13 protein-coding genes are annotated in these 15,095 nt (G+C 53.9%); 8 read left to right on the top strand and 5 right to left on the bottom strand.

Annotated elements, in window-relative coordinates; genetic code table 11:
- Positions 1-62 precede the first annotated feature (62 nt).
- Positions 63-1,472 (bottom strand): sensor histidine kinase, encoded by a 1,410-nt coding sequence (locus P8T57_RS00930; RefSeq protein ID WP_341364315.1) that lies wholly within the window; start codon positions 1,470-1,472, stop codon positions 63-65.
- Positions 1,469-2,131 (bottom strand): response regulator transcription factor, encoded by a 663-nt coding sequence (locus P8T57_RS00925; protein WP_062947915.1) that lies wholly within the window; start codon positions 2,129-2,131, stop codon positions 1,469-1,471. Before P8T57_RS00925 ends, P8T57_RS00930 begins: the two co-directional genes overlap by 4 nt.
- 243 nt (positions 2,132-2,374) lie before the next feature.
- Between P8T57_RS00925 and P8T57_RS00920 the strand changes: the two genes are divergently transcribed.
- The 4 genes from P8T57_RS00920 to P8T57_RS00905 all read left to right on the top strand — a co-directional run bounded on the left by P8T57_RS00920 (position 2,375) and on the right by P8T57_RS00905 (position 7,760).
- The gene (locus P8T57_RS00920) at positions 2,375-3,475 is read left to right on the top strand and encodes a tripartite tricarboxylate transporter substrate-binding protein (RefSeq protein WP_037992793.1); all 1,101 of its coding nucleotides are present in this window, start codon (positions 2,375-2,377) and stop codon (positions 3,473-3,475) included.
- A 124-nt stretch (positions 3,476-3,599) separates the two neighbouring features.
- Complete coding sequence (locus tag P8T57_RS00915) at positions 3,600-5,579, top strand: tripartite tricarboxylate transporter permease (RefSeq protein ID WP_114120693.1); 1,980 nt, start codon at positions 3,600-3,602, stop codon at positions 5,577-5,579.
- A gap of 5 nt (positions 5,580-5,584) precedes the next feature.
- On the top strand, positions 5,585-6,697 hold the full coding sequence (locus tag P8T57_RS00910; protein WP_051682459.1) for a 4-oxalomesaconate tautomerase: 1,113 nt from the start codon (positions 5,585-5,587) through the stop codon (positions 6,695-6,697).
- Positions 6,698-6,701: 4 nt separating this feature from the next.
- On the top strand, positions 6,702-7,760 hold the full coding sequence (locus P8T57_RS00905) for an isocitrate/isopropylmalate family dehydrogenase (RefSeq protein ID WP_341364314.1): 1,059 nt from the start codon (positions 6,702-6,704) through the stop codon (positions 7,758-7,760).
- Between the two features lie 67 nt (positions 7,761-7,827).
- Here the strand turns inward: P8T57_RS00905 and P8T57_RS00900 are convergent, their stop codons facing one another.
- Together P8T57_RS00900 and P8T57_RS00895 are read right to left on the bottom strand one after the other, a co-directional pair.
- Entirely contained in the window at positions 7,828-8,925 is a 1,098-nt protein-coding gene (locus tag P8T57_RS00900) for a glycoside hydrolase family 88 protein (protein WP_341364313.1), read from the bottom strand.
- A gap of 52 nt (positions 8,926-8,977) precedes the next feature.
- Complete coding sequence (locus P8T57_RS00895; protein ID WP_037992789.1) at positions 8,978-9,952, bottom strand: TRAP transporter substrate-binding protein; 975 nt, start codon at positions 9,950-9,952, stop codon at positions 8,978-8,980.
- Positions 9,953-10,395: 443 nt separating this feature from the next.
- On the opposite strand from P8T57_RS00895, the gene P8T57_RS00890 reads away from it, so the two are divergent.
- The 3 genes from P8T57_RS00890 to kduD are packed head-to-tail and all read left to right on the top strand — an operon-like array spanning position 10,396 to position 13,004.
- Positions 10,396-10,899, top strand: coding sequence for a TRAP transporter small permease (locus tag P8T57_RS00890; RefSeq protein ID WP_167443449.1), 504 nt, complete (start codon positions 10,396-10,398; stop codon positions 10,897-10,899).
- A gap of 1 nt (position 10,900) precedes the next feature.
- Positions 10,901-12,223 (top strand): TRAP transporter large permease, encoded by a 1,323-nt coding sequence (locus P8T57_RS00885; RefSeq protein ID WP_223305176.1) that lies wholly within the window; start codon positions 10,901-10,903, stop codon positions 12,221-12,223.
- A 40-nt stretch (positions 12,224-12,263) separates the two neighbouring features.
- Positions 12,264-13,004 carry a 2-dehydro-3-deoxy-D-gluconate 5-dehydrogenase KduD gene (kduD, locus tag P8T57_RS00880; protein ID WP_341364312.1) on the top strand — a complete coding sequence of 247 codons (741 nt, stop codon included), beginning with the start codon at positions 12,264-12,266 and terminating at the stop codon, positions 13,002-13,004.
- A 43-nt stretch (positions 13,005-13,047) separates the two neighbouring features.
- On the opposite strand, the gene P8T57_RS00875 is transcribed toward kduD, so the two are convergent.
- Entirely contained in the window at positions 13,048-14,070 is a 1,023-nt protein-coding gene (locus P8T57_RS00875; RefSeq protein ID WP_341364311.1) for a LacI family DNA-binding transcriptional regulator, read from the bottom strand.
- Between the two features lie 192 nt (positions 14,071-14,262).
- On the opposite strand from P8T57_RS00875, the gene kduI reads away from it, so the two are divergent.
- Positions 14,263-15,093, top strand: a complete 831-nt coding sequence (gene kduI, locus P8T57_RS00870) for a 5-dehydro-4-deoxy-D-glucuronate isomerase (protein WP_037992780.1) — start codon at positions 14,263-14,265, stop codon at positions 15,091-15,093.
- Positions 15,094-15,095 lie beyond the last annotated feature (2 nt).

The raw sequence follows: 15,095 nt of genomic DNA, 5'->3' as shown, positions 1-15,095 counted from the left end.
AAGACAAAAGACCGGCGCACGACGTGCCGGTCTTTTGTCTGCAACGAGACAGATAAAACCGGTTAGCGCGGGAATGCTATCCGCACCTTGAGGCCGACACCGTCTTTGCCGTCTTCAAGGGACATAACGGCCTGATGTGCATTGGCAACTTCTTTGACAATAGCCAGTCCAAGGCCACATCCTTGTCCGTTTTGCTCATCAAGGCGCACGAACCGTTCCAGAACCGTATCGCGGTCTTTTTCCGGGATACCGGGGCCGTTGTCTTCAACCTCCAGAACCGGACCTACAGCAACGCCGCGACCAATGACGCGCACCGTCACAATCGTACCGGGATTGCCATAGACGATTGCATTCTCGATCAGGTTGCAAAGCATTTCCTGAAGCAGAACTTCGTTTCCTGTTTCAATTTCACAGCTCATGCCCTCGCTTTGATCGTCGAAGCCAAGATCAATATTGTGGCGGATCGCATAGCGAACCATCCCGGATGTCACCGAGGCGGCAAGGGCCAAGAGGTCGGTCTTCTCGTAGCGGACAGCCTTTCGGCCTTCCGGTGATACCCGCGCGAGGTTCAGAAGCTGGTTGGCAAGTCTGGCGGTCTGACGGGTTTGACTGACGATACGTTCAAGAGCTTGACGGTCTTGTTGGTCGCTGGCATTGCGCAAAGCCCATTCGGCTTCGGCCTGTACTGTCGCAAGTGGGGTACGTAGCTGGTGTGATGCATCGGCGATGAAACGCTGATTGGCGGTGATTGAGCTTTCCAGACGTGCCAAAAGTGCATTTAGAGATCTGACGACCTCGGTTACTTCCTTGGGCATGGCATGGCGAATTGGCCGCAAATCATCAGTTGATCTGCGGCGGATTGCCTGTTGAAGGCGTCTTAGGGGGGCAAGTCCGCGTGAAACGCCGATCCACGCGAAAACGCCGCCGAGAAACATCAGAACCAGAAAGTCAGTGGTCGATCCCAGAAGTTCGTCATAAATCAGATTGTCGCGTTCACGACGGGTCTGGCTGACATCAATGGTGACCCAGCCATAGATGTTCGACGACGGATTGGAAACCAGATATTTCATGGTTACCGCGCGTACGTCCTCGTTGCGATAGTGTGCGTTATAGAAATGGGGGACACCCGGTTCCAGAGTAATGCCAGCGGGCAGTCGCGGCAGACCAGAATCCCCCGTCACAAACGCCCCGTCCGGACCCTGTACCCGGTAATATGTGTTTTCGCGGGTGAATTGCTCGAGCAGCAGCTCGATATCACGCGATAGCAAATCGCCCCTTGAATTGATTGCGTGTTCGGAAATCGTTACCGCCAATGCGACCAGAAGCCGGTCCTGAATACGATTGGCCATTTCGCTGACGGTCAGATAGTTTTTGGCCAACAGCCCGAATGCCAGCATTAATCCAGGCAGCAAAAGCCAGCGCAGGAGCCTTGCGCGCAAAGATGTTGATATGGCGGTAGCGTTTTCGGTCATTCGTCAATCATATAGCCAAGTCCGCGAATAGTCCGGACTTCGACATCACCTGATGCAATTTTTTTGCGCAGGCGGCTGATGTAAAGTTCGATGGATTTTACGCTGGCCTCATCATCAAAACCGAACAGATGCAGGGCGATTTTTTCCTTGCTGATCACCTGGCTTACGTTCAGCAGCAGGATTTCCAGCACACCACGTTCGCGCGGTGTTAGCGAAACGGGCTGTCCATCAATCGTGACGGACCGGTCCACCGAATTGAATGTCAGTTTTCCAACCGTGATGGCGGGATTACGCTGCCCGATATTGCGTCGTAAAAGTGCGCGGGCACGGGCTTCGAGTTCCGACAGCTCGAACGGTTTGACCATATAATCGTCTGCCCCGGCATCCAGACCAGCGACACGTTCATCCAGATTGCCGCGTGCGGTCAGGATCATGACGGGCAAATTGATTTTGCGCGCGCGCACGGTTTTCAGAATTTCAATCCCGTCCAGTCCCGGAAGCGACAAATCGAGAATCAGAAGATCAAAGGTTTCTTGCAGAACAAGCCGAAGAGCATCTTCGCCATCATGAACCAGATCGACAGCATGATCGGTCTGCCGCAGGGCAGCAGCGATTTTGTCAGCCAGAACAAGGTTATCTTCTACGATCAGGATACGCATTCTGCCTAAATAACACCGAAAACGACTTCGAAAATGAAAAATTTGACCCTAGACAGCAAACTGACAGCTTTTTCGTTTAGATTTTGCGTCATAGGCAAACGGCACTCCCGGCAACGACCGGTCAGAAGAACAATAACAGCCGAAAGCCTGAATGGGAGGAAATCGACACTTGATGCATGTCTGTGCGTCACGCGCTTCTTCCTTCCGTTCGAGAGAAAACAACCGTTATGGAGGGAAAGCCCAATGTCATGGGGAAAAACCGTTAATCAATCATTCAAAACCGCATGTGCGGCTGCGGCAATTGCTTTTGGCTTTGCCGGTACAGCAACCGCACAGGATGCCGACTTTGCCGGGGATCGTGTCGAACTGATTATTCCGTTCGGTGAAGGTGGGGGGACTGATACCTGGGGCCGGTTCTGGGCACCGTATTTCAGCGTCTTTCTGCCGGGAAACCCGACCGTTGTCGTCAAGAACATTCCGGGCGGCGGTTCGACTTCGGGGGCGAACCAGTTTGAAGCCCGCGCCAAACCTGATGGATTGACCGCTATCGGAACTTCCGGCTCAACCCAGTTTCCGTATCTGTTGCGCGACAAACGCGTGCAATATGAAATGCGTGACTGGCGCGTGGTTTTGGCTTCGCCGACGGGTGGTGTTGTTTATGTGAATTCCGATCTGGGTCTTAAGTCGGCTGCTGACATGAAAGCACTTGAAACCGTCAAGTTGCGTTATGGTAGTCAGGGCGCGACGTCCCTTGATCTGGTTCCGTTGCTAGCGTTTGAACTGCTGGGACTTGATGTCGATGCCGTGTTTGGCATGAAAGGCCGCGGGGCCGGTCGTCTTGCCTTTGAGCGCGGCGAAGTCAACATCGATTACCAGACTTCGTCGGCGTTTATTAACAACGTTACACCACTTGTTGATATCGGCAGCGCTGTTCCGCTGTTCTCGTGGGGGGCGATCGACGATGACGGCAATATCGTGCGCGATCCTTCCTTCCCCGACCTGCCAAGTTTCCCGGAAGCATACGAGATGATGAAGGGTGAAAAACCTTCAGGTCCCGCCTGGGATGCTTACAAAGCCTTTTTCATTGCCGGTTTCCCGGCTCAGAAAATGGTATTCCTGCCAAAAGATACGCCTGAGGAAATCGTGCAGGCCTATCGTGATGCTGCACAGGCCGCAACCCAAGATGAGAGCTTTGTCGCGGATCGACAGGCAACGCTTGGCGAATACAAACAGATCGTTGGCGAGCCTGCAGAGCGTATTTTCCGCACGGCTGTGAACGTTCCAGAAGAAGCCCGTGAGTGGGTGCAAAAATGGCTGACCGATAAATATTCGGTTCAGTTCTAACTGAAAATCTGAAGTCTCCCGTTTCCTGATCGGGGTGGCCTTGTCCACCCCGCTTTTTTCACCCTGCGACTGTCTGGTCGTTTCAAGGGAACGGGCGAACTTTGTCTTTTGACGGAGTTTCCTGATGCTTGATGCAATGATGACGGCACTGTCTCATTTCGCGCAGCCAACCCATCTGATGTATCTTTTGCTGGGGGTTGGAATGGGCATGATTGTCGGCATTCTGCCCGGTCTGGGCGGGATTGTCGGGCTGTCTCTTCTGTTACCTTTCATTTATGGCATGGACCAGATTTCGGCACTTGCCATGTTGATCGGTCTTGTTGCTGTTATCCCGACCTCGGATACCTTTACATCTGTCTTGATGGGGATACCGGGATCAAGTGCATCACAAGCAACAGTTCTTGATGGTTTTCCTTTGGCCAAAAAAGGCCATGGTGCCCGTGCGCTGGGGGCTGCATTTTCGGCATCCTTGGTCGGGGGACTGGTGGGTGCTGTTATCCTGACCGGCTTTGTCGTGATCGCCCGGCCTCTGATCCTGGCATTTGGTTCGGCCGAACTCTTTATGCTCGCTGTTCTTGGCCTGTCGATGGTCGGCGTTCTTGCCGGTAAAAGCCTGCCTAAAGGCGTGATTGCTGCGGGTCTTGGCTTGCTGCTGGGAGCGCTTGGTGCGGCTCCGGCCACCGGCGAACTGCGCATGAGCTTTGACTCTGTTTATCTGATGGATGGTCTGCCACTCGTCATTGTCGGTCTGGGCATGTTTGCGTTCCCTGAAATCATCGACCTGTGCCGGCAAAATCGATCTATTTCTGATAAGGGCACCCTTGGTCTGGGGTGGCGCGACGGCGTTCGGGATATGATCCGTCACAAATGGTTGTGCCTGCGTTGTGCCGGTCTTGGCAGTATTGTCGGGGCCCTGCCCGGGCTTGGCGGAAGTGTTGTCGACTGGATCGCCTATGGTCATGTCGTCCAGACCGCAAAAGACAAATCGCAATTCGGCAAGGGCGATATTCGCGGTGTTCTGGCACCGGAAAGCGCAAACAATGCCAAGGAGGGCGGCGGGCTTGTTCCCACGCTGCTGTTTGGTATTCCCGGATCGGGCAGCATGGCCGTTTTTCTTGGCGGTATGGTCCTGATTGGTCTTGAAGCCGGTCCTGCAATGGTTGGGCGCGATCTTGATATCACCTACACGATCATCTGGTCGCTTGCGATTGCCAATGTGGTTGGTGCTGGTGGTGCATTGCTGATTTCGCCTTTCGTTTCGCGCCTGACGACAATCAAATACGGTTACCTTGCGCCGTTCATGATTACGGTGATCTGCTTTGCCGCGTTTCAGGCGACGCGTTCCCTTTCCGATATGATCGCCTTGTTGGTGCTTGGTGTTCTTGGCGTGCTGATGAAACGCTTTGGCTGGCCTCGCCCGGCGTTTCTGATTGGTTTTGTGCTCGCATCCAACACGGAAACCTATCTTTATCAGGCCCTGCAATTCTACAACTGGGAATTCCTGACCCGTCCAGGTGTGGTAATTATCGCGGCTTTGACAGTCATTTCCGTTCTTATGGGGATGCGCAAACACCCGGTAAATCCGGTTGAAGAAGAAGAAAGCAGTCATTCCCACAATCCGAAACGCTGGCCGCAAATCCTGTTTGCGGGCGTGCTTCTGGCGTTCTTTGCGTTCGGAATTTGGGATGCAACGCAGCATTCCTTCCTTGGCAGTGTCTTTACCGGTGCGGTTTCGGTGGTGATGTTTGTCGTTTCGGCGATTTTGATCTGGCAATTGATTGTATCGCCACCGTCGCATGCGGCCAATTTTGATCATGAATTTGACCTTGAACATCAGGACGTGAAGCCGACCGCAGGTCTTTGGCACTACGTTCTTTGGGTTGCCGGAATGGTTGCCGCAACCGCCGTGTTTGGGTTCCTGATTGCGATTACCGGGTTCTTCATGGCCTTCCTTCGGGTCAAGGCAAAGGCATCGTGGCTTCGGACGTTGCTTTTAACCGGGCTTGCGATTGGCGGGCTTTGTGTTCTTGCGTGGTCACTGGTTCTCGATTTCCCGGCCGGGATGCTTCAGGACCTGATTGAACTTCCCTGGCCGCTGGGGTGATCGACATGAAAAATACCGTGATTGTGAATGACCAACATGCCGTTCCCTGTGTGATGATGCGCGGCGGGACATCAAAAGGGCCGATCTTTTTGGCCAGTGATTTGCCCGAAGACGTTGCCGCGCGTGATCGTCTTTTGCTTGCGGCGATGGGGTCACCAGACAAACGTCAGATTGATGGAATTGGCGGTGCCGATACGTTAACCAGCAAATCATGCATTGTTGCGCCGTCCAGCCGACCGGATGCAGATGTCGAGTTCCTGTTTGCCCAGGTCGCCATCGACAGGGCAGAGGTTGACGTTAATCCGAATTGCGGGAACATGACCGCGGCAGTTGCCCCGTTTGCGATTGAGGCCGGTTTGGTGCCGGTTACAGGGGATCAAACGCTGGTGCGCATTTACAATAAAAATGTCGGTGCATTGGTTGACGTTCTGGTCGCGACACCCGGCGGAAAGGTGACCTATAGCGGGGATGCGGCGATTGATGGCGTGCCCGGGACTGCGTCCCCGCTGATATTGCGGTTCAAGGATATCATGGGCAGCAAAACCGGTCGGCTCCTGCCAACGGGGAAACCGATCAACTATATCGACGGGCTTGAAGTGACCTGTATTGATGTGGCGGTTCCGATGGTGATGTTTCGCGCCCGCGATCTTGGAATAACGGGGAACGAAACCAAGGCGCAGCTTGACGGCAATGCAGAACTGATTGCGCGGATGGAAGCCGTGCGCCGCAAAGCATCGGAACTGATGGGGCTTGGCGATTGTACCGGCAAGGTTGTTCCGAAAATGGCTATTCTGTCCGAGCCGACAAAAGGTGGCGATATTACATCGCGCTATTTTGTGCCGCATAATTGCCATGCGACCCATGCGGTGACCGGTGCGATTTGTGTTGCCAGTTGCGCATCACTTTCAGGAAGTATCGTTGATGGTATGATCAGTCTTAAGGCCTTGCCGCAACAGTGGATTCAGATTGAACATCCGAGTGGCATGATTGCGGTGGAACTTACCATCGAAGGATCGGGGCCAAATCTTTCGGTGATTTCCGGCGGGGTGATCCGCACCGCACGCCGGTTGTTTGAAGGTCGGGTTCTTGTTCCTGAAAATATTCTGACGGAGGTTTAGGGTCGTGGATGTTCTTTTATTGCCGGGCGACGGGATCGGACCGGAAATTACGGCTGTCACCCGCAATGTGCTTGAGGCATTGGACCGTTCATTTTCAATGGGATTAAAATTTAGCAGCGAAGATGTCGGATTTGCATCATTGGAAAAACACGGTGCCACCATTACCCCGGAATTGATCGAGCGTGCCCGCAAGGCCGATCTGACCATTCTGGGACCGGTTGATACCGCGCATTATCCTCCGGCAGATCAGGGTGGGATCAATCCTTCTGCGGCATTGCGTATCAATCTTGATCTGTATGCCAATGTAAGGCCTTCGAAGGTGTTTGAGGGGCTTACTTCGGCTGTTGGAGCCATGGATTTGGTGATTGTGCGTGAGAACACAGAAGGTTTTTATGCCGATCGCACCATGTATGCGGGCACCGGCGAGGTGATGCCAACCCCTGATCTTGCGCTGGCGATGCGCAAGGTGACGCGCCAGGGAAGTTATCGGGTGTCGGCATTTGCTGCGCGCCTTGCAGCCAAACGTCGCGGGCATTTGACCATTGTGCACAAGGCCAATGTTTTAAAGCTTAGTGACGGTCTGTTTTTATCCGAAGCAGAGAAAGCCGCAGCCGAGCAGGGCGGACTTACGGTTCGCGAAGAACATGTTGATGCGATGGCATCCCTTCTGGTCAGAACGCCAGATGCGTTTGACGTGATTGTAACGACCAACATGTTTGGTGACATCCTTTCGAATGAGGCGGCGGAGCTGGCCGGTGGGCTTGGGCTTTCCGGGTCGCTTAATGTCGGGGATGAAAATGCGATTGCGCAGGCATCGCATGGTTCAGCCCCCGATATTGCAGGCAAGAATATCGCCAACCCCGTATCGCTTTTGCTGTCGACCGTTCTGCTTCTGGATTGGAAGGGGGCAGAAACCGGTCGCAGCGATTTGCAGCAGGCTGCAAACAGGCTGGATAAGGCAATTTCCGAAATGCTCAAAAGTCCGGACACGCGAACAGCAGACCTTGCCGGATCATTGTCTTGTCGTGATTTTGGTTCGGTTTTGGCCGATAGGCTTCGCTGAAAACTTATAAAAGAGCCCCTGCCGCAATGCGGACAGGGGCTTTCGAAGCTTTAATTGAAGCGCAATTCTATTCGTTTATGTGATTGAGAGCTTCGACGAGACACAGAAGCGCCATGGATTGGCCATAGCCGGTGGGGTGCAGGGGGATGTTCTTGTAGAATTCAAGGTCATGTCCCATGCGGGTGCCGTAGGAAACCTGTTGCACGACGCCATTACTGTCGATGTTGCCGAGCACGGCATGCAAAGCCTTTTGACCGGCCGTTTTCCAGCTTTCGGGGCCAAGGCCCAGCCGATATCCTTTGAGCAGCGCATAACCGATTGCAGAGGTTGCCGAGATTTCCTCGTAAGAAGTCGGATCATCGACCAGCGTGTGCCATGTGCCGTTCGTGGTCTGATAGTCGATCAGGCTTGATAGCTGTGCCTTGACAACCCACAGCAGATAGCGGCGTGTGGCGACATCAAGATCGGCAAGATCAATCAGATCGAGTATTCCTGCCGAAATCCATGAATTGCCGCGCGCCCAGCGCGCGCGGGCGAAATTGTGATTTCCATCGAAGGTCCATCCATGAAACCACAGGCCGGTTTCGGGTTCGCAAAGATAGTGGGTGTGGACCAGAAACTGGAATTTGGCTTCGTCGATCAGGTCTTTTCGGCCGGAAGCCTGACCGTAGGATGCCAGAAACAGGGCGAGCATGAACAGGGTATCGTCCCACAGTTCGCCGTTATTGATCTTGTCTGAAACATCGTGCTGGAACCCGCCGGACGTGGTGCGCGGGGCTTCTGCGATCAGGCGGTTTGCCCAATCGTCAAGAACAGGTTCCCATCGAGGATCCCGGGTCTGCTGCCACAGAATGGACAGGGCCAGCATGGGGGCTGTCGTGTTCACATTCTGGGGCGGCAGGCCCCGGGAAAGCTGTTTTTCGTACCAATTTTCCAGAATTCTCCGCGCTTCTGCGTCTCCGGTCTGGAGCCAGAGTTGCGCAATTCCGTACAGACCGACACCCTGTGGCCATTCCCAACTATCGAAACTGACATAATCACCGGCTGTTCCATCAAGGTTCGGCTCGTTGAATTGTCCTTCGTCTCGCAGGTTACGTAAGCCTGTCACTATCTGAGAGATTTTCTCTTTCAATTCGTGGTGAAGGCTGACGGTATCGGTTCCCATTATTATGTCTCGCTGTTTTTTCTGAAGGAATTTGGTGGCGCGGAGCGGAAAATTATTCGGTTTCGAGAATCTGGGTCAGAAGACCGCCGAAATCCGGATCGTTGCGATACTCGTCAAGCAGCGGCATGACTTTTTCGCGGAAGGGGGCCTGATCCGGGGAGACAAAGGTCACCCCCATCTTTTCTGCTTCGGCGGTTGAATCCTTGACGGCCTGATCCCAAAGCGCACGGAAGGATTCAGTCGCGTTTAGAGCAGCTTCCTTGACGATGGCGTTCTGTTCGTCGGTGAGTTTTTTTGCCGCCGCGTTGGAGATCACCAGGAAGTCCGGAATGCGAAGATGTTCGTCCTGCGAATAGAATTTGGCGACTTCGCCGTGACGACCGATGGTCAAAGCCGTGACGTTGTTTTCCGCACCATCAATCACGCCCATTTGCAGGGCCGTATAGATTTCGGCGTAGGGCATCGGTGTCGGGGAGCCCCCCATCATTTCGACCATGCGGATCGAGCTGTTGGAGTTCAGAACCCGGATTTTCTGGCCAGCAAGGTCTTCTGGCGTATTGATCGGTTTATCGGTGGTATAGAACGAACGTGCGCCGCTGTCGAAGAAGGTCAGGCCGACAAAGCCGCTGCCTTCTGTGGTGTTATAGACTTCGTCTGCGACCGGTCCGGTCATGACGCGATAGAAATGGTCTTCGCCCTTGAAGATATAAGGCAGGGTGAATGCCTTGAATACCGGGTCAAAGTTTTCGAGGTTGCCTGCGCTCACACGGGTCATGTCAACCGCACCGTTCTGAAGCTGTTCGAGGACTTCGCGCTCGGACCCCAGAACCGCATTTAAGAACAGCTGAATGGTAACTTCGCCGTCTGTGCGTTCTTTGACTTCATCAGCAAATTGTTGCAGGGCGGTGCTGGTCGGGTGGTCCGCCGACAGCGAATTGGCCAGAGTCAAACGTGTTTTGGCCTCTGCCTGGCCGACCGCAAGAGTGGCGATTGCAGTTAAGGTCAAGGCAAGTTTCTGATATTTCATTGTTTTCCTCCCTTGGATTTTTTTCCGCCCGATTGGCGGTGACGAAAATGTCACCGCATTTCATCGATGACATGTGGATAAAACTGTCATTGTGAAAATAAAATTTCCATATGTAATAAATTTTCATTCGCGGGCGGCCAAGCAAACATGAGGAAACCGCGCGAAAGGGGCGTCGGCATTCACGTTTGGGACAGAGTGCGCGCCAATATCTTTGAGGTCAGAGATTTGTCCGGGTTTGATAATCTTTTGAATGTGATGGAGCGCAGTTTGGCTGCGCAGCGCCGGTTGCATCATCCTGCTTTAACGTGTAAGTCCGGTTCCGAAATGTTTATGAAAATAATTTTCAGATTGCAGATATTGTTTTCACATCGCATGGTCTGGGGATAATCGAAATAAAAAGAATGCCTGTCTGCGCCAGGCAACTTCGACGGAGGAAACGCGAAGTGTTGCAATCTCTCAAGCATGGTATTGAGCGCCTGCTGCTGGTGATTATTTCAATCACACTGTGCTGCATGGTGGTCCTGATGCTGTGGCAGGTTTTCACCCGCTATGTGCTGGCAACGCCTGCCTTGTTCACGGAAGAAACGCTTCGATTTACGATGATCTGGATGGCGCTTCTGGGGTCGGCTTACTGTTTTGGCAGCCGTAAACATCTGTCGCTTGATCTGCTGGTTTTTCTGGGGCCGATGTGGTGGCGCAAAGGGCTGGCGATGCTGAACGGGGTTATTTCCATCGCATTTGCCAGCTTTACGATGCTGATCGGTGGCTGGGGGGCGAGCATGTCGGCAATGGCGCAGCTTTCGCCGATCATGCAGATCCCGATGGGGATGGTTTACCTTGCGGTTCCGGTGTCGGCGGGCCTGATCATTCTGTTGCAGGCCCTTAATATTATTCTGATCGGTCTGGGCCAACTGGCACCGGTTGAAGAAGTGCAGGAGACAGTTTGAAATGGATGCCCTTGTTGATTTCATGCTTGATCCTGCGGGTGCGGCAATTGTGCTGTTTGCGCTGTTTTTCGGCCTTCTTGCCCTTGGAACGCCGATTTCGATTGCAATTGGTGTTTCGTCGGTTGTGACGGGCTTTGCCTATTTGCCATCAAGCGTGATCAGTTTTGTCAGTGCCCAAAAGATGTTTTCGGGCATCGACAGTTTTACGCTTCTGGCCATCCCGTTTTTTGTGCTGGCGGGAAACATCATGAACAAGGGCGGTATCGCAATCCGCCTGATCAATCTGGCGAAGTTGCTGGGCGGGCGTATGCCCGGTGCATTGGCCCATACCAATGTGCTGGCCAATATGCTGTTTGGCTCTATTTCCGGGTCGTCCATTGCTGCTGCGGCCGCCGTTGGCGGGGTTATGGGGCCGTTGCAGCGCAAAGAGGGGTATGACCCTGCGTTTTCGGCAGCGGTGAATATTGCATCGGCGCCCACCGGTATTCTGATCCCGCCAAGCGGACCTTTAATCCTGTTTTCGCTGGTGTCTGGCGGGACTTCGATCTCGGCCCTGTTTCTTGGTGGGTATCTTCCGGGCATCCTGATGGGGCTGTCGGTTATGATGGTCATTACCTTTTTTGCCATGCGTCGCGGTTATCGCACGGAAGGTAGTGTCGGCTGGTCGGAAATTCTGCATGTGACATGGCAGGCGTTACCGCCGTTATTGATGATTATCCTGGTCATTGGTGGCATTGCGATCGGGGCGTTTACAGCGACAGAAGGTGCGGCGGTTGCCGTGCTGTATTCATTTGTTCTGTCGTTGATGTACCGGATGGCAAGCTTGCAGGAATATCTGGAAGCTTTGAAATCGTCGGCGGTTACGAGTTGTTCGATCCTGTTTCTGATCGCGGCATCGGGCATCATGTCCTATGTCATGACGATTGCCGGTATTCCCGATGTCATTGCCGAGACCATTCTGACCTTTGACAATCCCATTGTGATTTTGCTGGTGATGAATGTCTGTCTGCTGATCATCGGGTTTTTCATGGATCTGACGCCGGCAGTGTTGATTTTCACCCCGATCTTTTTGCCGATTGCGACCGAGATCGGCATTCATCCGGTGCATTTGGGCATCATCATGATCTTTAACCTTGGGGTTGGATCGATGACACCACCGGTCGGGAGCGTCCTTTTTGTCGGGTGTGCGGTTGCCAATCTGCGCATTGATCAGGTGGTAAGGCCGATCCTGCCGTTCTTCTTTGCGACATCAGCGGCCTTGCTTCTGACCACTTATGTCCCCTGGATCACGTTGGCATTGCCGCGTTTCCTTGGGCTGATGTGATGTTCACCCATACCTAATCCTATCCAAGCGGAGTTATATCATGAATGCGTTCTCGCTGAGCGGTCGAAAAGCTTTGGTAACCGGTGCCAATGCCGGAATAGGGCAGGCTATTGCCGTCGCCATGGCACGCGCAGGTGCGGAAGTTGTCTGTGCCGGACGGCGAAGCTGTAGCGAAACGGTTGCAATGGTCGGTGATGCGGGTGGTGTCGCAGGTGAAGTCATTGTTGATTTTGCTGATCCGATGGCGGGTGCGGCCCTGTTTGAAGGGGCCAATATCGACATTCTGGTCAATAATGCGGGGATTATCCGCCGCGCCGATTGCATCGATTTTACCGAAGAAGACTGGGACGCCGTCATGGATGTGAATGCCAAGGCGGTGTTCTTTACCTCGCAGGCATTCGCCAAGGAGGTCTTTGCGCGCGGTGGGCAGGGCAAGATTGTGAATATCGCGTCGCTTTTATCGTTTCAGGGCGGCATTCGGGTTCCGTCCTACACCACATCCAAGCATGGTGTGGCCGGTTTGACCCGTATTCTGGCAAATGAATGGACGGCACGCGGTATCAATGTGAATGCGATTGCGCCGGGCTATATCGCGACAAGCAATACACAGGCGTTGCGTGATGATCCTGATCGGTCTGCGGCCATTCTGGAACGTATTCCGGCCGGGCGTTGGGGACGTCCTGATGATATCGCGGAAACGGCGGTTTATCTGGCCGCGCCCGCGTCTGATTATGTTTCAGGTGCCATTTTGAATGTTGATGGTGGCTGGCTTGCGCGATAGGGCGGTTTGTGGCGCCCTGATCACGTTTGGCCGATCATATCTGTCAGCGTAGTTTTGCCGGCGGCGGGCCGACGCTTTCGCGGTCAATGAGCTCGCACGCCAGTTCAATCCGGCGTGCGGGCATTTCAATATCGGCATTGGTCAGTCGGCAGGTTTCAATCAGCAGATCCAGCGACAGCGCGCCGACTGTCTGCATCGGAATTTTGACCGATGTCAGCGCGGGTGACATGTATTGGCCTTGGGGCAGGCCATCAATGCCGACCACAGAAACATCTTTCGGGACGTTGTAGCCCTTGGCTTGCAGGGCGGAAACAGCGCCGACAGCCAGGATATCGCCAGCAGCGACAATGGCGCTGAAAGAAAGGTTGCTATCGATGACCTCGGTAATGCGCTGGCTGGCGGCTTCGGCGGTCCAGTCGTCGATATCGATCACATAATCGGGATTGTAATGTTCGGCCATGGCGTCGCGCCATCCTTCGAAGCGGCGCTGAATCGTGCGCCTGCCGGGGCGATTGAGAAACAGGATATGGCGGTGTCCTTGATTGATAAGATGTTTGGTCGCCAAGGAGGCCGCCGATCGATTGCACGGCGTGACCGAGCTTAGCTGCATTTCCGGATCGTCACCATTGACCAGGACAGCAGGCATATCCGAGGCGCGCACATAATCGAGTGTCGCATCATCGACGGAAACAAGCAAAAGGCCGATCAAATCCGGGGCCTGTGCCGCGTTGTAGAGGTCTTCGAAGCGTTGATTGGGCTGATAGATGTAAGATTCTATGCGGATGTCCCGGCTTTCGGCGCGTTCGCGAACCCCTTCGAGAACATACATGGTGAACTGGCTGCGTTTGAAATCGATCATGGCCTCTTGCGAGGAAACAATCAGGACCTTTTGCCCGGCAGTGGTGCTTGAAACGGCGTAGTTCATTTCAATGGCCGCAGCCCGGATTCTGGAGGCGAGATGTTCGCGGACATAGCCATTGCCGCTTAGGGCGCGTGATACGGTTGCCGTAGAAACCCCAAGACGCGAGGCGATGTCGCTTATCTTCGTGCGTCCGCTAACTGCCATGTTTTTCCCTTTCCTGATTCTCATCAGTTTGTGGAATTTATTTACATATTGCACGAAAAATTTCTTGGTGTGATGTTTTTTCCTGTGCGGAACAGGAAGCCATCTTCCTGCTTCTGCGAATTTATAAAGTGCGTCACCGATCCAAACGGTGGCTGAACGTGCAGGAACATCCTTAGGAGATATCCCGTGGCTATGGAACAACGCTATGGTGCCGGTCCCGATCAGATCGATGGAATGAATACGACCCAGTTGCGCGAGAATTTTATGGTCGAGCGTCTCTTTGTGCCGGGTCAGATCAGCTTTGCGTATACTCATTTTGATCGGATGATTGTCGGTGGTGCCGTTCCGGGGGAAAAGGCGCTTGGCTTTGGCGATGGCAAAGATGTCGGGACGAACCTGTTCTTTGATGCACGCGAAATGGGCATTGCAAACCTTGGCGGTGCGGGCTGGATCGAGGTGGACGGAACGCGCTATGAGCTTGCAAACCGCGATGTTCTTTATATCGGCCGCGGTGCTGAAACCGTTTCGCTGGGCAGTGATGATGCCAAAAGCCCGGCACGTTTTTATATGAATTCGGTCCCGGCGGGGCATTCAGTGCCGACGCGCCTGATCACGCGTGCGGAATCGAAAATCCTTGAGATGGGGGATGCCGAGAAAAGCAATCGCCGTTCCCTGGCGATGTATATTCATCCAGAGGTCGCGCCATCCTGTCTGTTGCTGATGGGCATTACCGATCCGGCGAAGGGTTCGGTCTGGAACACCATGCCGCCGCACCTGCATGAGCGCCGCATGGAGGCCTATTGCTATTTCGATTTGTCGGATGAAGACCGGGTTATGCATTTCATGGGGCGCCCGGATAATACCCGTCATCTGGTTGTGGCAAATGGCGATGTCGTCCTGTCGCCGGCCTGGTCCATTCATATGGGGGCCGGTACCGGGCCGTATGGTTTTGTGTGGGGCATGACCGGGGAAAATCAGGAATATACCGATGTTTCGCCGGTTGCCATTAAGGAGCTGCGTTAAGT

This window comes from Thalassospira sp. SN3W (genome assembly GCF_038070535.1).
In the GTDB taxonomy this organism is placed as follows: domain Bacteria; phylum Pseudomonadota; class Alphaproteobacteria; order Rhodospirillales; family Thalassospiraceae; genus Thalassospira; species Thalassospira xiamenensis.
Note: the sequence above shows the minus strand (reverse complement) of the source record. Positions and strands in the feature narration are given on the sequence as shown.